Annotated in this window: 17 protein-coding genes; 10 read left to right on the top strand and 7 right to left on the bottom strand. The window is 41.0% G+C overall.

Going from position 1 to position 20,210, the window contains the following annotated elements; genetic code table 11:
- Positions 1–196 precede the first annotated feature (196 nt).
- A complete protein-coding gene (gene typA / locus B1F84_RS01010) occupies positions 197–2,020 on the bottom strand; it encodes a translational GTPase TypA (protein ID WP_008108389.1) in 1,824 nt (607 codons plus the stop codon).
- A gap of 508 nt (positions 2,021–2,528) precedes the next feature.
- Here typA and glnA point away from each other — a divergent pair.
- The 5 genes from glnA to B1F84_RS00985 all read left to right on the top strand — a co-directional run bounded on the left by glnA (position 2,529) and on the right by B1F84_RS00985 (position 7,605).
- Positions 2,529–3,935, top strand: coding sequence for a glutamate--ammonia ligase (gene glnA, locus B1F84_RS01005; RefSeq protein ID WP_008468760.1), 1,407 nt, complete (start codon positions 2,529–2,531; stop codon positions 3,933–3,935).
- A 114-nt stretch (positions 3,936–4,049) separates the two neighbouring features.
- A complete protein-coding gene (locus B1F84_RS01000) occupies positions 4,050–4,571 on the top strand; it encodes a DUF4124 domain-containing protein (protein ID WP_008468758.1) in 522 nt (173 codons plus the stop codon).
- An 81-nt stretch (positions 4,572–4,652) separates the two neighbouring features.
- Positions 4,653–5,723 (top strand): nitrogen regulation protein NR(II), encoded by a 1,071-nt coding sequence (glnL, locus tag B1F84_RS00995; protein WP_131690311.1) that lies wholly within the window; start codon positions 4,653–4,655, stop codon positions 5,721–5,723.
- A 15-nt stretch (positions 5,724–5,738) separates the two neighbouring features.
- Positions 5,739–7,124, top strand: a complete 1,386-nt coding sequence (gene ntrC / locus B1F84_RS00990) for a nitrogen regulation protein NR(I) (RefSeq protein ID WP_008108382.1) — start codon at positions 5,739–5,741, stop codon at positions 7,122–7,124.
- A 22-nt stretch (positions 7,125–7,146) separates the two neighbouring features.
- Complete coding sequence (locus tag B1F84_RS00985; protein ID WP_131690310.1) at positions 7,147–7,605, top strand: cyclic nucleotide-binding domain-containing protein; 459 nt, start codon at positions 7,147–7,149, stop codon at positions 7,603–7,605.
- An 8-nt stretch (positions 7,606–7,613) separates the two neighbouring features.
- Here the strand turns inward: B1F84_RS00985 and B1F84_RS00980 are convergent, their stop codons facing one another.
- The gene (locus B1F84_RS00980; RefSeq protein ID WP_131690309.1) at positions 7,614–8,279 is read right to left on the bottom strand and encodes a hypothetical protein; all 666 of its coding nucleotides are present in this window, start codon (positions 8,277–8,279) and stop codon (positions 7,614–7,616) included.
- 72 nt (positions 8,280–8,351) lie between these two features.
- Entirely contained in the window at positions 8,352–8,633 is a 282-nt protein-coding gene (locus B1F84_RS00975) for a hypothetical protein (RefSeq protein ID WP_131690308.1), read from the bottom strand.
- A gap of 244 nt (positions 8,634–8,877) precedes the next feature.
- On the opposite strand from B1F84_RS00975, the gene B1F84_RS00970 reads away from it, so the two are divergent.
- From B1F84_RS00970 to B1F84_RS00955, 4 genes are all read left to right on the top strand, one after another.
- Complete coding sequence (locus tag B1F84_RS00970; protein WP_131691886.1) at positions 8,878–9,261, top strand: RNA-binding S4 domain-containing protein; 384 nt, start codon at positions 8,878–8,880, stop codon at positions 9,259–9,261.
- 96 nt (positions 9,262–9,357) lie between these two features.
- Positions 9,358–9,786, top strand: a complete 429-nt coding sequence (locus tag B1F84_RS00965; protein WP_131690307.1) for a hypothetical protein — start codon at positions 9,358–9,360, stop codon at positions 9,784–9,786.
- 200 nt (positions 9,787–9,986) lie between these two features.
- Positions 9,987–12,731, top strand: a complete 2,745-nt coding sequence (acnA, locus tag B1F84_RS00960) for an aconitate hydratase AcnA (protein ID WP_131690306.1) — start codon at positions 9,987–9,989, stop codon at positions 12,729–12,731.
- 135 nt (positions 12,732–12,866) lie between these two features.
- Positions 12,867–13,130 carry a hypothetical protein gene (locus B1F84_RS00955; RefSeq protein ID WP_036934627.1) on the top strand — a complete coding sequence of 88 codons (264 nt, stop codon included), beginning with the start codon at positions 12,867–12,869 and terminating at the stop codon, positions 13,128–13,130.
- On the opposite strand, the gene B1F84_RS00950 is transcribed toward B1F84_RS00955, so the two are convergent.
- The 4 genes from B1F84_RS00950 to B1F84_RS00935 form a co-directional block, all read right to left on the bottom strand.
- A complete protein-coding gene (locus B1F84_RS00950; RefSeq protein WP_131690305.1) occupies positions 13,117–13,647 on the bottom strand; it encodes a DUF4124 domain-containing protein in 531 nt (176 codons plus the stop codon). The two genes, B1F84_RS00955 and B1F84_RS00950, sit on opposite strands and share 14 nt — an antisense overlap.
- 134 nt (positions 13,648–13,781) lie before the next feature.
- Positions 13,782–14,522 carry a phosphoadenylyl-sulfate reductase gene (locus tag B1F84_RS00945; protein ID WP_008108367.1) on the bottom strand — a complete coding sequence of 247 codons (741 nt, stop codon included), beginning with the start codon at positions 14,520–14,522 and terminating at the stop codon, positions 13,782–13,784.
- A 42-nt stretch (positions 14,523–14,564) separates the two neighbouring features.
- On the bottom strand, positions 14,565–16,262 hold the full coding sequence (cysI, locus tag B1F84_RS00940) for an assimilatory sulfite reductase (NADPH) hemoprotein subunit (RefSeq protein ID WP_131690304.1): 1,698 nt from the start codon (positions 16,260–16,262) through the stop codon (positions 14,565–14,567).
- A 67-nt stretch (positions 16,263–16,329) separates the two neighbouring features.
- Positions 16,330–18,144, bottom strand: a complete 1,815-nt coding sequence (locus B1F84_RS00935) for an assimilatory sulfite reductase (NADPH) flavoprotein subunit (RefSeq protein ID WP_131690303.1) — start codon at positions 18,142–18,144, stop codon at positions 16,330–16,332.
- Between the two features lie 297 nt (positions 18,145–18,441).
- Here B1F84_RS00935 and B1F84_RS00930 point away from each other — a divergent pair, with 297 nt between their 5' ends.
- Entirely contained in the window at positions 18,442–20,052 is a 1,611-nt protein-coding gene (locus B1F84_RS00930; protein WP_131690302.1) for an endonuclease, read from the top strand.
- The last annotated feature ends 158 nt before the right edge of the window (positions 20,053–20,210 follow it).

Raw genomic sequence — 20,210 nt, 5'->3', positions numbered from 1 at the left:
AAAAGATTGTATTGCATGGTTTATAAAGTCTAGCGGCTTTCACCCAATAGCCATATTAACAACCAAGCTACCCAATAACACTGTTCTAATCTGACAGCTGACGACTTATAGCTAACAGCGCTTGTTTCCAAACACAAAAAAGCCGCTGTATTTTGCAATACAGCGGCTTTTAAAATCATTATTCTAAATTAATAGATTATGATTTGGGAGCACGACCCGCACGTTTACGCTCATTTTCAGTTAAATGACGCTTACGAATACGAATGTTCTCAGGTGTAACTTCTACTAACTCATCATCAGCAATAAACTCAAGCGCTTGCTCAAGTGAATAGTTAAGTGCTGGTGTAAGTGTTTGTGCTTCATCTGTACCAGATGCACGAACGTTAGTAAGTTGCTTACCTTTAAGCGCGTTAACTGTAAGGTCGTTATCACGGCTATGAATACCGATAACCATACCTTCATAAACTTCAACACCGTGACCGATAAATAAACGGCCGCGCTCTTGTAAGTTAAATAATGCGTTAGTAAGTGCTTTACCTGTTGCGTTTGCAATCATTACGCCGTTCTTACGAACACCTAGCTCGCCACCTTTGTGCGGGCCGTAGTGATCGAACGTATGGTAAAGTAAACCAGAGCCCGACGTTAATGTCATGAACTCAGTTTGGAAACCGATTAAGCCACGGCTTGGGATCATAAAGTCCAAACGCATACGGCCTTTACCATCTGGGGCCATGTCAGTAAGTTCACCTTTACGAAGACCAATTTGCTCCATGATAGAACCCTGGTGCGCTTCTTCACAGTCAATAGTTAGTGTTTCATACGGTTCTTCTAACACACCATCAACAGTACGTAAGATAACTTCTGGACGAGATACAGCTAACTCATAACCTTCACGACGCATGTTCTCGATTAAGATACCTAGGTGTAATTCACCACGACCCGATACACGGAAGCTATCTGGGTTATCTGTATCTGCAACGCGAAGTGCAACGTTGTGTACTAATTCTTTGTCTAAACGCTCACGAATGTTACGTGATGTTACAAACTTACCTTCTTTACCACAGAAAGGTGAGTTATTTACAGAGAACGTCATCGTTACTGTTGGCTCATCAACACTTAATGGAGGTAATGCTTCAACGTTGTTAGGACAACAAAGCGTATCTGAAATCTTAAGCTCGCCAAGACCCGTTACCGTTACGATGTTACCAGCGTAAGCTTTATCAGTTTCAATACGTTCAAGACCTAAGTAGCTTTGTACTGAACCAATTTTACCGTTACGTTTAGACCCGTCAGCGCTAATAATCGTAACTTGTTGGTTAGGTACAACTGAACCGCGTTTAATACGACCAATACCAATTACACCTTTATAAGAGTTGTAATCAAGCTGTGAAATCTGCATTTGGAAGTCACCTTCAGGATCTGCATCCGGTGGTGATACTTCGTCAACGATCATCTTGAACATAGGTTCCATGTTATCTGATGCTTCGTCTAAATCTAATGTAGCCCAACCATTGATTGCTGATGCGTAGATTACTTTAAAGTCTAACTGTTCATCAGTTGCGCCTAGGTTGTCGAATAAATCAAAGATTTGATCCATAACCCAATCAGGGCGAGCACCTGGCTTATCAATTTTATTGATAACAACGATTGGCTTTAAGCCTTGCGCGAATGCCTTTTGCGTTACGAAACGCGTTTGTGGCATTGGGCCTTCTTGAGCGTCAACAAGTAGTAGTACTGAGTCAGCCATCGAAAGTACGCGTTCAACTTCACCACCGAAGTCGGCGTGTCCAGGAGTATCTACGATATTGATATGGTAATCATTCCAAGAGATAGCGGTGTTTTTCGCTAAAATGGTAATACCACGTTCTTTTTCAATGTCGTTTGAATCCATCACGCGCTCTTCATTACCGCCGCGTGTTTCTAATGTACCTGATTGCTCAAGTAGTTTATCAACCAGTGTTGTTTTACCGTGGTCAACGTGGGCGATAATTGCTATATTTCTTAACTTTTCGATACTCATATGTTCACTCAGAGAAATTGATCTCATTGATCCTGCAGGGGGCTATACGTACTCACCTGCGCTTTCACGAGATGTCCCAGCATAGGATTTAAAAGGGCGCATATTATCCCCTATAAATGGAATGGATGAAAGTTTATCCAAAATAAAATTTCAAACTTTCGCAATAAAATAATTAACTCTTTGTTTTAAAATAATTAATTTTGATGATTAATTTTTATAAATTAATCTCAAAAGGTGGTTTTGGATTAATTTAAAGCGACTTTACTGCGTATTTTGCATTTTCTTTGTGTTAGTCTAAGGTGATTAATTTGCAAGCAATTATAACCCTGTAAATGTTGCACCGTTTTGGAATTATTACGCACCAAAACAGTGCTTAATCTATGCCGCCTTTATACTGTTTATATATTTTCACATAAAAAACAACAAATTATAATAGTGGCACAAAATCAGCTTATAGGTATTTAAAGTATCTAAGCAGCAATAATAAAACCCAATAGTTGGAGGACACATGTCACAATCGGTTTTAGATTTTATTAAAGAAAATGACGTTAAGTTCATTGATTTACGCTTTACTGACACAAAAGGTAAAGAGCAACATGTTTCTATTCCTCATCATCAAGTTGATGAAGACTTTTTTGAAGATGGAAAGATGTTCGACGGTTCTTCAATTGCTGGCTGGAAAGGCATTAATGAATCAGACATGGTATTACTACCTGATGCAGATTCAATCAAGCTTGACCCTTTCACAGAAGAAACAACACTTATCGTTCGTTGTGACGTGGTTGAGCCTTCTACATTACAAGGTTATGAGCGCGACCCTCGTTCAGTAGCTAAACGCGCTGAAGAGTACATGCGTTCTACCGGTATTGCTGACACCGTTTTATTCGGTCCAGAACCAGAATTTTTCGTATTTGACGACGTTAAATACAAATCTGACATGTCAGGTTCAATGTATAAAATTGATTCTAAGCAAGCAGCTTGGAACTCAGATAAAGAATATGCAGATGGCAACACAGGCCACCGTCCAGGTGTTAAAGGCGGTTACTTCCCAGTTGCACCAGTAGATGACTTCCAAGATTGGCGCTCTGCAACATGTTTAGTGTTAGAAGAAATGGGCCAAGTTGTTGAAGCGCATCACCACGAAGTGGCGACTGCCGGTCAAAACGAGATCGCAACTCGCTTTAACACTATGGTTTTAAAAGCAGATGAAATCCAAGAAATGAAATATGTTATCCATAACATGGCTCATTTATACGGAAAGACAGCAACGTTTATGCCTAAGCCTGTTGTTGGTGATAACGGTTCTGGTATGCACTGTCACCAATCTTTAGCTAAAGACGGCGTAAACTTATTCGCAGGTGATAAGTACGGCGGCCTTTCTGAAGACGCGCTTTACTACATTGGCGGTATCATCAAACATGCTAAAGCAATCAACGCTTTTGCTAACGCGTCAACTAACTCGTACAAACGTTTAGTGCCAGGTTTTGAAGCACCAGTAATGCTTGCATACTCTGCACGTAACCGTTCAGCGTCAATCCGTATTCCAGTGGTTCCATCTGCAAAAGGTCGCCGTATTGAAGTACGCTTCCCAGATCCAACTGCTAACCCATACCTTGCTTTCTCTGCAATGCTTATGGCAGGCCTTGACGGAATTAAAAACAAAATCCACCCTGGCGATGCCATGGATAAGGATTTATATGACTTACCAGCTGAAGAAGCAGCAGAAATTCCAACTGTGGCATCATCACTAGATGAAGCACTAGCGGCATTAGATGCAGACCGTGAGTTCTTAAACCAAGGTGGCGTATTCACTAATGACCTCATTGATGCTTACATTGCACTTAAGTCAAAAGAAGTTGAAAAACTTAACATGACGACTCACCCAGTTGAGTTTGAAATGTACTACAGCTGTTAATTTATTAACCGATAAATAATGTGTGTTTTAAGCCCGCTTTGCGGGCTTTTTTTATGGCAAATTTAACGGTTCTACACTAAAGTGAAGTAAGTTTAAACAATGCAGGGTGGCAGGATGGTAGGTAAGGTTTTGTTGCTATTAATAGCTTTAGTGTTAAGTGTTAATAGCCATGCAAGCAATAAAAAAATTTATGCATGGAAAGACAAAAATGGTGTGCTGGTTTTTTCAGATACCCCTCAACCTGGCGCCAAGGAGGTTAAGCTCACCAGCCAACACTTAAACATGCCTGCAACAAATACTGACATTCTTGATACTTCACCGACTAAAACAGCGGTCAAGTTTAAAATTAGTATTACATCACCAGAGCCCAACCAAACTATAAGAGAAAACACCGGTTCAGTGTACGTTTCAACTCAGATCGCTCCTCGCTTTGAAGCTGGATTTACTATTGGCTTGTTTTTAAATGGCATTGCTATTGGTGAACCCAGTGATACCACCACCCTGGCGTTAAGAGATGTAGAACGCGGCCAACATACACTGCAAGTTAAACTTTATAATAAACAAAATCAAATAATTGCAACTAGCCCTGACAGTGTATTTTTTATGCATCGTAAAGGCCTTAATATAGGTCGGTAATTGCAGTTAAATACGTATAATTAGCGTATATTTTACTAAAAACCTTGCCTACCTCCCCAGGCGCACTAAAATGGTGCAATAATGATTAATAAGACACATTTTAGCCCAGAGCTACTAAATATAATTTGGCAAAACCAAACCACCGCCCTGATGTTACTTGATGAAAGCTTTACGCTTATTTACGCCAACACCAGTGCTAGTGAATTACTTGGTTTAGGCGAAAAGCGCCTACTCGGGCAAGCGTTCGACGACTTATTCAATTACCACTCTATCGACTTAAAACGTATTGCACAGTATTCGTTAGTTGATGGTGTAGACTGCCACCAGCATAGAGCTGACGTGGTATTCATCGATTCTCGCCATGCAAAATTAGCGGTCAGCACGCGACGAATAAAGCATAACAACACCTTTTATATTTTATTTGAATGTCGACAAACCGATGACGAAATTAAGCACGATCAAGTTTCAAACCAAATGCATCAATACCAAGCTGCACGCAACTTAATTCGCGGTTTAGCCCATGAAATTAAAAACCCACTGGGTGGAATTCGCGGGGCGGCGCAATTATTGCAGTATGAAGGTGATCAGCAAGAAAGAGATCAATGTGCAGAACTGATAATTGAACAAGCCGATCGATTACGTGAATTAGTTGATAGGCTCCTTGGGCCTAATCAGCTACCGCAAAAATCGTATGGCAATATACATCAAACATTAGAGTCGGTTGTAAAACTCAGTACCTTGGATAACAACCGCGATATTAGGTTAGTTAAAGACTACGACCCGAGTATTCCTGATGTTTATATTGATCAGAGCAAAGTTCAACAAGTAGTGCTAAACATTGTGCGTAATGCACAACAAGCATTGGTAGATGGTGGTAAAATAAAAATAAAAACGCGGATTAATTACCAGCATCGTCGTCCTGGCAAAGCCCCTAAAAAGGCACTGCTTATTCAAGTCATGGATAACGGCCCGGGTATTGATGCCAATTTACGCGACACCTTATTTTACCCTATGACCACCAATAAAGAAGGTGGCTCGGGACTTGGATTATCTATAGCGCAAACCTTGATTGATCAACATGACGGCTATATCGAATGTGATAGTTGGCCGGGACATACTGAATTTAATATTTATCTGCCGTTTACAGATTAATACTTTGGAGTTTGCATGAAAACAGCTTGGCTTGTAGATGATGATGCCTCAATTCGCTTTGTACTAGAAAAAGCACTGACTCGCGCAGGGTTTGAAGTAGAAAGTTTTGCAGATGCGCAAAATGTACTTAACGCGCTAAAATTTAGTCAACCTAGCGTATTAATTTCCGATGTACGAATGCCTGGCATGGACGGTATGGCATTACTTGAGCTAATAGCAGAGCAAACGCCAGGGCTACCTGTGATCATTATGACCGCCCACTCAGACCTTGATTCAGCCGTTAATGCATTCCAAAAAGGCGCATTTGAGTACTTAGCTAAACCGTTTGATTTAAATGAAGCGGTTGCACTGGTGGAAAGCGCCTATCGTGCTAATTCGACCAAAAAAACCAAACGAAAAACCGCCCCGCCAAAAAGTGCCCATATTATTGGCGAAGCCCCGGCTATGCAGGAAGTGTTTCGTGCTATAGGTAAGCTGTCAGCATCAAGTATGAGCGTACTCATCAACGGTGAGTCAGGTACTGGTAAAGAGCTGGTTGCCAGCGCTTTGCATAACCACAGCCCGCGTAAAGAAAATCAATTTATTGCCCTTAATATGGCCGCCATCCCTAAAGAATTAGTTGAATCTGAACTGTTTGGCCACGAAAAAGGCGCTTTTACAGGGGCAGATAGCGTGCGTAAAGGTCGCTTTGAACAAGCCAATGGCGGTACCTTATTTTTGGATGAAATCGGTGATATGCCACTGGATGTACAAACCCGCTTATTGCGCGTATTAGCCGATGGCGAATTTTATCGCGTGGGGGGTCATCAAAGTATAAAAGTAGATGTACGCATTATTGCTGCCACCCATCAAAATTTAGAAGAGCTGGTAAAACAAGGTAAGTTTAGAGATGATTTATTTCATCGTTTAAACGTGGTTCGCCTACGTTTACCTGCCTTACGCGAGCGCCCTGAAGATATAGAGCGCTTAGCGCTACACTTTTTACATAAAAGTGCAAAAGACCTGCAAGTAGATAGCAAAGTATTAAGCCCTAAAGCAATTAAGCAACTGTGTTTATTTAATTGGCCTGGGAATGTTCGTCAACTTGAAAACACCTGCCGCTGGTTAACCGTTATGGCGCCTGGAGAGCTGATTGGCGAGCAAGATTTACCTCCTGAAATTATTGATAATGCCGCCGCAACCCAAGAAGGCGATTGGCTAGATTCATTTCAGCAGTGGCTTAATCAAGAATTTAAACAAGGTAAAGAAAATATTTGGCCGGATATTCAAGCCCAGCTAGAAACCCGCTTAATCAAAACAGCCCTCGCTAATTGTTCTGGCCATAAGCAAGAAGCTGCCGTAAAAATTGGTTGGGGTCGCAATACGTTGACCCGAAAATTAAAAGAGCGCAATATTAGCTGATTGTTAGAAGCATAGAGAAAGCATGAAGTTAATTGAAAACATCCCTTTGTTTAAGCAAATGGAAATTATAAATCGCTTAGATTTTTTTAAAGAATTCACACTCAATGAGCGCCAGGTTTTGCTTGAGTCGTTTGGTTTACTTTATTTAATAAATAAAAATCAGTTTTTATTTAAAGAGTTTGATAACGACAAGCGACTGTTTATTGTGCTCAGTGGATCTTTAATGGTGTTTAAACACAATCACCTGCTGGAACTGGGTAGTATAGAGCCTGGCGAATTTATTGGTGAAGGTGCATTTATTAATAACCGAGAGCGCAGTATTAATGCACGCGCCAAAGAAAGCGCCATAGTACTGGCTATTACTGCCGATGCTCTCACCCGCCTACCTAATGTCATACGCGAAAAAATTAAAGACCGTATTATTGAAGGTATGAGCCTGCGCATTGCAAAACTCTCGGAGCATATAGAAGAGCACGGTTAACAGTTAACTTAATCCATATAAACAACCTGCATTGAGCAATTAAGCCAGCCTGGCTTATTTACATGAGCTGTTATGGTATATGTGTCTGATGGTTTGTCGCCAAAAGGAGTCTCAACCAATGGCTGTGAGTGAGTGTAGGTTTGTGAATAATTGCTGTAGTAAATAACCAAATAGCCGTATAAATATTCCCATTTCAATGTGACTTTTGCGCCGCTGATTAATGTGAACTCAGCATGTTGATCAGTAAAGGTTACGACTTGGTCATTAAACTCATCTTTTTCGCACTGGGTTGTTCGCAACCGAGAAGGCATGGTAAAAGCGTCGTCCGCATCAGTATTTTTTAGATAAAAACCAATATTACCATCACCATAAAAGTGATTTGCGCGTGTGGTGTAGCTAATTTCGGGTTGATAGCCTAACCCCTGCATAATAGTAGCTAACTGCTCTGTTTCTTTGCGTAAAATTCTATCATTTGATAATAGTAAAGTAGCTACGCCAAATTCCCGAGGAATGTCATGCTCAACATATTCGTAAGGTAGGGATTGTGTTTTAAGCGCAACCTCTAACTGCTGGCGCTGTAAGTCCGATAAACCTTTACTAAATATATACACTGTAGGTTGTTGGCATGCACTCAGCAGTAGCATGAGTGCACACGCTAAAATTCCATTTTTCATTATCACCCCCTTAGATTACAAGTGTAGTCTATAGAGAGCAATGCTAAATGGCAACTTAATAGATCTGGTCGTTTAACCTGAGCTTTGGTTATTTAACCATGCATCAACACTTTGTCGCTTATAAAGCACTTCGTTAAATAATCGATGGCGCTCAAATTCAAGCTCACTTTGCTTGGTATTTAGCCCGCTGACTAACTGACTATGGGTGTCATTAAAATTGGAGATAACTGAAAACCCTCGTTCAGTGTCTTCTTTCACCTGCTGAGCTAAGTGTGCTCTAACATCGTCAGCAGTTAACATGTCTGAATGCTCTAAGCCCATTAGCTCTTTTTTCATCGCTAATCTTATGCCCATGTTTTACTCCATTATTTATATTCAATCTCTTATACGGCCGATATTGGCAATTAGCGCGCCAATGTGTAATTTTTTTCGCGTGAAGCTTAACCCTGAATTACTTCAGTTTTTTTAAAGACTATAAAAAGAGATAAAAAGTTTCATAAAAAATCACATAATCAACTCACCTAACAAGCTCACTTTGGTGCAAAATAGCCACTGAGCCTTTATACTACAGCTAATACCACCCCCACTGAGAAACATGATGAACGAAGAATATATTGAAGTTGAGTTAGAAGAAGAACCTATAGAGCTGTGCAAATTATTAAAGGTATTAGATCTTGTTGAAGGTGGTGGTCAAGCAAAAAACCTAATTAGCGAAGGCTATGTCGGTGTTAACCATGAAATTTGTACAATCAAACGGAAAAAATTATACAGCGGTGATGTACTTACATTTGATGGCGAGGTGTTTCAATTAACGTTAAGTGAAGATGCCACTCCAGCAGAACGTCCAGTTATTGATGAAACAGTTACAGCAGAAAAAGCCGCGCCAGTAGCAACAACAGAGCCGGCTAAAAATAAACGCAAACGCACTAAAAAGCCTAAAGTTGATGAAAAAACGGGTCGTCGCCCTATTTCATTTGGCTAACATTTGCTTAAGTTATATGTGTTATTAAAAGCCAGTTTGCATCACTGGCTTTTTTATTCTTTAATAGAATATCAATAATAAAAAATAGATGCTTACATGTCAGAAAACACCGAAAACCGTTGGATAAAACCCGTACTTATTACTGCCTTACTATGGAACATATTAGGTATTCTTGCATTTGTCATGCAGCTGTTTCTCTCTCCAGAGATGATAAGTAAACTAACTGAAGAACAACAACTTGCTTATAACAGCCAACCTCTATGGGCTACTTTAGCGTTTGCTATTGCGGTATTTGGCGGCGCATTAGGATGCGTACTTTTGTTATTCAAAAAGTCACTAGCCAGATTAACATTAATAATCTCTTTGGCAGCGGTTTTAGCTCAGCAATACTATAATTTTATGATTATTAATAGCATCAACTTGTTTGGTATTAGCGCTATTTTTATGCCTATTGCAGTCACCATAATCGCGATTGCATTGGTGTATTTAAGTTTCCATTTAAAACAACAGGACTACTTTAAATAGCACTTTTTTAAGTTTAGTTTTGTGGCCAATTATTACTCAGAGTATCCCTTGAATTTTAACTTTTGGCCTTCATCTCTATTCAAATAACGACCAAAATAAATTATACAATATGGTATTTTTTATCATGGTACACACTTTGCAAATCACTACAGAGGTCACTTTTACAAGAATATTAATCTAATTTATTGAAGGGACAAATAATGAAAAATAGTTTCGACACCCAACAACAGCTCACTATCAATGGCGAGCAGTATCATATCAACTCGCTCATGGGACTTGGCGATAAAGCCAAACGCCTGCCTTTCTCGTTAAAAGTATTGCTAGAAAACTTACTACGTAACGAAGATGGTGTGAATATTAAAGAACAAGATATTCAGGCCTTATTAGATTGGGATCCAAAAGCGAAGCCCTCTGCCGAGGTGGCGTTTACTCCAGCCCGCGTAGTAATGCAAGATTTCACTGGTGTCCCTGCAATTGTTGATTTAGCTGCCATGCGTGATGCGATGGAAAAACTCGGTGGTGATCCTGCAAAAATAAACCCACTTTCTCCTGCTGAGCTGGTAATCGATCACTCGGTGCAAGTGGATGGTTACGGTAAAGATGGTTCATTCGACTTAAACTCAAAATTAGAATATGAGCGAAACAAAGAGCGTTACGAATTCTTACGTTGGGGACAAACCGCATTTGATAACTTAAAAGTTGTACCACCTGCAACCGGTATAGTTCACCAAGTGAATTTAGAGTATTTAGCCCGCGTAGTATTTAATGATACAAAAAACGGCAAATCGTTAGCCTACCCAGATACACTAGTCGGTACAGATTCTCATACAACGATGATTAATGGTTTAGGCGTACTTGGCTGGGGTGTAGGCGGCATTGAAGCCGAAGCCGCTATGCTTGGCCAACCTATTAGCTTGCTCATTCCACAGGTTGTGGGTGTTAAATTAAATGGTCGCTTACCTGAGGGCACTACAGCAACCGATTTAGTACTTACTGTTACTGAAATGCTGCGTAACCACGGTGTGGTAGGTAAGTTTGTTGAGTTTTATGGTGACGGCCTTGCCGACTTACCACTTGCCGATAGAGCAACTATCGCTAATATGGCGCCAGAGTATGGCGCAACCTGTGGTATTTTCCCTATTGATGAGGAAACGATTAATTACTTACGCTTAACTAATCGCGATGAGAAGCAGCTTAAACTTATTGAAGATTACGCTAAACACCAAGGCTTATGGCGTAAAGATGGCGACGAAGCACATTATACCGATAAGCTAGAGCTAACTTTAGATGATGTTGTGCCTAGCCTTGCAGGCCCAAAACGTCCGCAAGACAGAATTACTCTGGACAAAGCCGGCGATGTTATTGGTCAGCATTTAAAAGATTTCCAAGACGAGCGTATGGCTAAACGTGATAAAAGCGATGAAGAGCAAGCGCGTATTGAAAGCGAAGGCCCTACTACCAACCCTGATGAGCCTACCGATGAAGCGCAGTTTATGGGCGCAGCAAAAGTAAACTTTAATGGAGAAGAATTTGAGTTAAATGATGGTGCCTGTGTTATTGCTGCAATTACTAGCTGTACAAACACATCTAACCCAAGTGTTATTTTAGCTGCCGGTTTAGTAGCGCAAAAAGCACGTCAATTAGGTATCAACGTAAAACCTTGGGTTAAAACCTCACTTGCGCCAGGTTCGCAAGTGGTCACCGATTACCTTGAAAAGGCAGGGTTGATGGATGACCTAGATGCACTCGGCTTTAATTTAGTTGGTTATGGCTGTACCACATGTATTGGTAATTCAGGTCCACTAGCCGATGAAATTAGTGAGGCGATTCAAAAGCATAAATTAGTTGTAAGCTCAATTTTATCGGGTAACCGTAACTTTGAGGGGCGCATACATCAAGATGTTAAAATGAACTTTTTAGCGTCGCCTCCTTTAGTGGTTGCCTATGCCATAGCGGGTAGAACCGATATTGATGTGTACAACGAGCCACTCGCGCAAGATAAGCATGGTAACGATATTTACCTTAAAAATATTTGGCCGAGCGTTAAAGAAGTAAGTGAACTAGTAAAAAGTACGGTAACTAAAGAGATGTTCGAAAAAAGCTACGCCAATGTTTACGATGGCGACAGTCGCTGGCAAAAAATTCAAATACCTGATGGTAAACTTTACGATTGGGACAGTGCTTCGACTTATATTAAAAAAGCCCCTTTCTTTGATGGTATGAGTGTTGAACCACCGGGCATTCCAACTATTGAGGGTGCGCGTTGTCTAGCTAAACTAGGTGACTCGGTGACTACCGATCATATTTCACCAGCAGGTGCAATTAAGGCAGAGGCACCCGCAGGGCTTTACCTCCAAGAAAATGGGGTTGAAAAAGCACAATTTAACTCTTATGGTTCTCGCCGTGGTAATCACGAAGTAATGATGCGCGGTACATTCGCTAATGTGCGCCTTAAAAACTTACTAGCCCCTGGTACCGAGGGCGGTGTTACCCGCACTCAACCTGATGATAAGCTAGAAAGTATTTATGATGCGGCAATGGCATATCAAGAAAGTGGAACACCCTTAGTGGTTCTAGCAGGTAAAGAATATGGTACCGGCTCCTCACGAGATTGGGCTGCAAAAGGCTCATTATTACTCGGTATTAAAGCTGTGATAGCACAAAGCTATGAGCGTATTCACCGCTCTAATTTAATTGGTATGGGCGTACTTCCTTTACAATTTAAAGAAGGTGAAAGCCATGAGTCACTAGGCTTAACTGGGCAAGAGCAATTTGATATTCAAGGGTTATACGATAAAACCGACGAAGTCAGTGTGATTGCGACTAACAGTGAAGGTAAACAAGTTAGCTTTAGTGCCGATGTGCGTATTGATACTCCGAAAGAGTGGGACTACTACAAACATGGTGGTATTTTGCAGTACGTACTTCGCAATATGCTCGACTAACAACTTAAAACGAAAATGCAGCCCAGCTCAGTAATGAGCTGGGCTTTTTTATATTATTAATGGATGCTTGCGCTAAATCAATATCGCTTTATAAAGACTCCATACACTAAGAAGACACGCTGCGCAGAGGCCGTTATGTCTTCAATTGTAATAATAAGACTACTTAAAACATCGATTTTGCTTGGGTTATGCTTAATAGTGACAGGCCATGGTTTAATTGTATCGAGCTACTTTACCAACCAGTACGGCATTAAAGGTATTATTACTGCAGCTGCCTGTATTGCAATTGGCGTGCTTTTATCATTGCCTACTAAAATCTACTTAACCATATTATTAATGGAAGCAGAAAAGCGTTATTTGAAGACACAGCAAAAACACCCCAAAACTAAAAGCCGCTAAAACTTTCGACCTCTTTACTGCGTTGCTCTATTCTCTTTTTGGCTTTTTCAGCATCTTCAAACAGTTTATTAATTGATTCACTGTTATATATCTCAGGCGCTCGCTGAGGAAAAGGCTGTGCTGCTGATTTAGCACTGCCACTCAAAATGGCGGTATCTTCTGCAACCACAACATTGATATCGGCGGGATTAAGCTTTACCACTTCGCTTTTACCATTTTTGTTTGGTACATCTGAAAAATGCCACTGTCCTTGCCCGTCTTGCCATTTATAAATTGGCTTAGGATTTTCTAGCTCAAAAGTAGCACCAGTGATTTTTTCACTCGCGGTGGTAATTGCTAAGGTAATGCTATCTAACGCACCAGATGAAAGCGCTACCATTTCATCTTTAATCTCTATTGATTCACTGTAAATAACAGAGGTACTTAGCCAAGGCTGGCCATTGGGTTTTTTAATAAAAAACAATAAGGTAACAGCAATTATCATCACTGACATTGCTAAATAGGTGAAGTATTTCATAGCGTTCCTGCTGTGTGTTTAATCCATCATCACAACCAATATAATAAAAAAGAATCAATTCAGCAAATATTAAACAATAAAAAACGCAGCAAAGGCTGCGTTTTTTTATTTTATAGCTTTGAATAATAAAGTAATTAAATTCCATCACCATCAATATGTAAGCCACACTCACGGTTCAAACCAAAAAAGCGGGTTTCCTCTTCACTCATACCCGGCTCTAACTTGCGCGTAGTATGTACATCCCCCATCGACACATAGCCTTGCTCCCATAATGGGTGGTATGGCAAATTATGCTTTGTTAGGTATTGATATACATCGCGATTATTCCATTCAATAATGGGGTACACTTTTACCGTACCTCGACTTATTTCTAGTACTTGCTTTTCAGCACGGCTTGAGGATTGATCTCGACGTAGACCACTAAACCAAGTGCTCGCATTCAGCTCCTTTAAAGCGCGTGTCATGGGCTCTACTTTATTAAGCTGATTGTATTGCTTAATGCCTGCCTCACCTAGCTCCCATAATTTTCCAAATTTAGCTTCTTGCCATGCAGGGCTGAGCTGCGCTTTATACACTTTTAAGTTAAGTGATAACTGCGAAGTCATTTGCTCTATAAACTGATAGGTTTCTGGAAATAAGTAGCCAGTATCTGTTAATACCACAGGTATATCGGGGCGCTGTGATGTCATTAAATGCAACATTACTGCGGCTTGAATACCAAAACTCGATGATAAAAACGCGGTGTCAGGCAAGTGCTCTAGCGCCCATGCAACGCGCTGCTCTGCGCTCATGTCAGCCAGCAAACCGTTCGCATCAGCTAACATCGCCTGTTGGCTTTGCTTATCTAGCTGTAATATGTTTTTAAATTCACTCATGGTCAACTTTAAACCTCACCAGCGCTTTGCGCTGCTTTTAAATTATGCGTAAAAATCGGTAACAGATACTTTTACTTCTGCAACAATACCTTTGCGAATAACAAAATCACCAAAACACTCGCCACCATTACGTTCACTAACCCATTGCCCAATGAGTTTATCGAATGCTTCTAAGTAAACCTCTTCGCCAACGTTTTCAAGGTAAAGCTTAGGAATACGCGTGCCCTCAGTGTTACCCCCTAGATAAACGTTATACTTACCAGGGCCTTTGCCGACCAATCCAGCTTCTGCTAGCATGGCACGACCACAGCCATTCGGGCAACCAACCACACGCATAATAATGCTGTCATTTGGCACCCCATGCTTGGCTAATAAGCCTTCTATTCTTTCAATTAAACTCGGTAAGTAACGCTCAGCTTCGGCCATGGCTAATGGGCAGGTTGGTAATGCCACACACGCCATTGAATTTTTGCGTTGCTCAGTGTCCTTATCGTCAATCAAACCATGATTGCGGGCTATTTCTTCAATTACTGCTTTTTGATCGGCCGGTACACCGGCAATAATTAAGTTTTGATTTGCCGTCATGCGAAAATCACCTTGATGAATTTCTGCAATTTTGCGACACCCTGTTTTAAGCGGCTTATCAGGGTAGTCTAAAATACGACCACTTTGAATAAACAGGGTTAAGTGGTGCTTACCATCAATGCCCTCGACCCAACCAATACGATCCCCTCGGTGAGTAAACTCATACGGGCGGCTTGGTGCAAAGCTCACGCCTGCGCGTTTTTCAACTTCGGCCTTAAATACTTCAGTGCCAACACGATCGAGAGTGTATTTAGTTTTTGCATTTTTACGATTTGAGCGGTTACCCCAATCACGCTGAACAGATACCACGTGCTCAGCAATTTTTAACGTATCTTCTAGGCTAATAAAGCCAAAGTCGTCCGCTTTACGTGGATAGGTTGCTGTATCGCCATGGGTCATCGCCAAACCGCCGCCTACTAGTACGTTAAAACCAACGAGTTTGCCACCCTCAGCAATCGCCACAAAGTTTAAATCGTTAGCATGTACGTCCACCTCATTATTAGGTGGGATCGTCACTGTGGTTTTAAACTTACGCGGTAAATACGTTGAACCTAAAATAGGCTCTTCTGTGGTTTCAGACTTTTCGCCATTAAGCCAAATTTCAGCGTATGCCTTCGTTTTAGGTAATAAGTGCTCAGAGATTTTTGCCGCCCACTCATAGGCCTCTTGATGTAACTCAGACTCAACCGGATTGGTAGTACATAATACATTACGGTTCACGTCACCGGCGGTGGCAATTGAATCAATACCCACACTATTAAGTAATTGGTGCATACCTTTAATTTCGGGTTTTAATACACCATGAAACTGAAATGTTTGGCGAGTAGTTAAACGAATACTGCCATAACTGGTTTTATCACCAGCAAACTTATCAATTGCTAGCCATTGCTCTGGCTTAATAATACCGCCAGGCATACGTGCGCGTAGCATCACATTATGCAGTGGTTCTAGTTTTTGTTTAGCACGTTCAGGACGTATATCGCGGTCATCTTGCTGGTACATGCCGTGAAAACGAATTAACTGAAAATTATCAGCGGTAAAACCACCGGTGATCTCGTCTTTTAAATCTTGCTCTATAGTGCCACGTAAAAAGTTGCTTTCTCTTTTCAAACGCTCGTTATCAGAAAGCTTTACGTTTTTATCTTGTTCGCTCATGTTTAATCCTAAATTTGTTACAGTGACGGCTGTTAGCGTTACTTTTTATAAAGTAAACAATGTGTACTTAGTACACGTCTTTCTGATAGCGATTTGCGCTTCTTAAGTCTTTTAAGTACTGCTCTGCGTCTTCATAGCTTTTACCGGTGTTTTCGCTAATGATATCAACTAAGGCATTATGTACATCCTTTGCCATGCGGTTTGCATCGCCACACACGTAAAAATGAGCACCCGCTTCTAACCAATCAAACACTTCTTTTGAGTTTTTACGTAACTTATCTTGTACATAAACTTTTTCTGCTTGGTCGCGACTAAACGCCACATCAACCTTACTTAGTAAACCTGACTTTAAGTACCCTTGAATTTCTACTTGGTACAAGAAGTCTTGAGTAAAGTGTGGGTTACCAAAAAATAGCCAGTTTTTACCTGTTGCTTCTCGTGCATCACGCTCTTGTAAAAAGGCCCGAAATGGCGCAATACCAGTACCTGGGCCAACCATAATAATCGGTGTGTCATCGTTTACTGGTAAGCGGAAGTTATCATTATGTTCACTGAACACTTTTACTTTACAGCCTTCTTCAGCGCGGCGTGCTAAATAGCCAGAACAACCACCTAAATGCTCTGTACCAAACGCTTCAAACTCAACTAATGCAATAGTTAAATGCACCTCATCTTCAACCTCTGCTTGGCTAGAAGCAATTGAATATAAACGTGCTTGTAATTTACGCAGGCAATCAACTAGTGTTTGCGCTTCTAATTTAGCTGGGTTTTGTGCAACCACATCAAAGATTTGGCGAGGCTCAATGTATTCGCGCATTGCGCCTTTATCTTCTACTAGTTTAAGCAGCTCAGGCGTGCCTGTAGCGGTGGCATACTTTTCAACAAAGCCAGGGTAGGATTGTGTTAGCTCTAGTTTTTCAATTAAGGCATCACGTACGCTGAGTTCTTCATCGCCAAGTTTAACGCGGCTAGTAGGATCAATTTGCGTTTGCGCTAGTAGCTCATCTACACGGGCTTCATCATTTAAAAAGTAAATACCGAGTGAATCACCAGGTGTATACGTAATGTCTGACCCTTCTAGTGAAATTTCAACATGGCGTACATCTTTGGTTGAATCACGACCGGTAATTTTTTGCACTAAGCTTAGCTCTGCCGCAAACGGATTTTGCTTTGTGTACTGACTAGCCGCTGCTGCAGGAGCGCCAAATGGCATTGATACAACTTGACCGCTAGTTGCATCTTGCTGGGCTTTTAAGTCTGTTTCAAACGCATTTAATGCGCCCTCAATCCAAGTGGCTGCTTCGTCATCATAATCAACGTCTAGGTCGGCGCGTTGATGAATAACCTCTGCACCTAATTTAGTTAAACGCTCTTCAAAGTCTTTAGCGGTTTGGCAGAAAAATTCATAGCTAGAATCACCTAAACCTAATACTGCAACTTTGACACCATCAAGCTTTGGCGCTTTTTTAGTAATTAAAAATTCATACAGTGTTTCAGCGTCTTCTGGTGGCTCACCCTCGCCGTAAGTCGATACAACCACGGTTAGAAACTTTTCTTTTTTCAGGGCAGTCGGTTTGTAATCTGACATGCTAACCAGCTTTGTTGCTAAGCCGCGAGACTCAGCTTGCTCTTTAAGTTTAGTCGCAACCGCTTTAGCATTACCTGTTTGTGAACCATATAAAATGGTCAGTGCTGCCGCCTCCGAGGTTGCAGTTGCACCTGAAGCTGGCGCGCCAAGCGCTGCAGAATTAGCATTAGCAGCTAAGTAGCCGCTAACCCAGGCTTGCTGAATTGGATTAAGCTCAGCCACTAAACCTTGTAGCTTTTGTACTTGCTCTTGCGAAAGCGGACTTGCTAGCGCATTGAGTTGACCTAACAACATGAATTTTTCCTCATAACCCTGAACGTTAAACACAATGCTTGTTCACATTGTTTAAAGTGAGTGCCACCTCACTCAGAAAGTTCTGTTGAGGTTAATTGAGTATGCAGGATAGCCGCCTAAGCATAGATAAAAAAAGAATAGAATCTGCTTTGATATTCCATTTAGTTATTAAGTTACCTGAAAACCTACGAAATAGGCCTAAAAGGGTTTTATTGTCTTTTATGAAATTTTGATTTAACAATTTTGTAACTTTTATGTTCTAAGGTATATTACGCAAAAATATAAATAGGAACACCTATGTTACACGGTATATATAAAAACAAATTACTTTTGAGCACCTTGTTATTATCCTCATTACCCGCGATGGCTAATGTGGTTAATGGCAACTTTGAACAATACAGTGGCAACACCCCAGATGCGTGGACAGTGATTGATAGCGGTATTAACGTATCTGCCAACAGCACAGTCGTAAGCACAGGCTCACAAGCAGCAGCGATTAGCGTTAATACAGGCACACAAAGCAATACTGATTTTTTGCAGCAAGTCGCTGTTGAAATGGGTAAAACTTATGAGTTCTCAGTAGATGTGTATCATACCGAAGGCCATCTTAAGGCGCGTTTGTTGATAGATGGTTATCAAGGCTATTCAAATCCAGCACAAACCAACCAATGGCAGAGTATAACTTACAGCTACACAGCTGATAGTAATAAAACCATTGATGTCGGCTTACGCTTTTATGATACAACGGGATTTGATGGTAGCGAGTTAGTTTATGTTGATAACTTCTTGCCTAATAATGACAGCAGTGGCTCTCCAAGCTGCGCAGATAACGGCCTTACTTTTAGCCTAACCACAGATAACTACGGCGAAGAAACCAGCTGGCAAATAGCGAACAACCAAACCGGTGTCGTTGCAAGCGGAAGTGGGTATGCTGCAAACACCCAATATACTGAACAATTATGCGTAGCCGATGGTGAGTATACATTTACTATTAATGACAGCTATGGCGATGGTATTTGCTGTTCATATGGCAGTGGTAGCTACGCCTTGAATAATGAAAGCACATTGCTCGCCAGTGGAGCTAGTTTTCAAACAACCGAGGCTACCGCTTTCTCATTAGGAAGCACTGAGCCAACACCGACGCCAACCGGCTACTATGTGACAACCCAAGGTTTATCGGGTTACACGCTAAAAACTGAGCTTTATAACATTATTAATAATCATAATGCTCAGGGGTATTCCGCTATTTGGAATTTTTACGACGCATCGGCGCGTGATAAATACTATGAAAACGATAATAGTATTTTAGATATGTACAGCGAGAAGCCCAATGGCTCTGATAGCTACACATACACAGCTGTTAGCGATCAATGTGGCACCTACAGTGGTGAGGCAGATTGCTACAACCGAGAGCATTCGTTCCCTAAAAGTTGGTTTGGTGGAAAAGTTGAACCGATGAACTCTGATGTTCATCATATTTACGCCACTGACGGTTATGTAAATTCAAAACGAAGCAACTTCCCATTCGGTGAAGTAGCAAGCGCTTCATTTACCTCAACCAACGGCAGTAAATTAGGCTCAGCAAGTAATGCGATTAATTACAACGGTACTGTGTTTGAACCTATTGATGAATTTAAAGGTGACTTTGCTCGTGCTTATTTTTACATGGCAACCCGCTACGAAAATGTGATTGGTTCTTGGCAAAATAATACTACAGCTAGTAATGACGTGCTCAATGGCACCAGTACCCAAGTATTTGAAAGCTGGGTTGTGGCCATGCTGTTAAAGTGGCATAACAACGATCCTGTTAGCCAAATGGAATTAGACCGCAACCAAGCAGCGTTTGAATTTCAGGGAAATCGTAACCCGTATATTGATCATCCTGAATTTGTAGAGATGATTTGGTAAACGGGCTTCCGGCTTCGCAGAAAACACAAGCCTTTGCTTACGCAGAGGCTTTTTATTATAAACTGCGCATTATAATTACTAATAAGTACATAACACATCTTAAAAATTGGAGTAAAACCAAGATCCAGATATCTAGCAATATAAGCCTAAACCTCAGT

Origin of the sequence: Pseudoalteromonas sp. DL-6 (assembly GCF_004328665.1) — a bacterium.
Lineage (GTDB): Bacteria > Pseudomonadota > Gammaproteobacteria > Enterobacterales > Alteromonadaceae > Pseudoalteromonas.
Note: the sequence above shows the minus strand (reverse complement) of the source record. Positions and strands in the feature narration are given on the sequence as shown.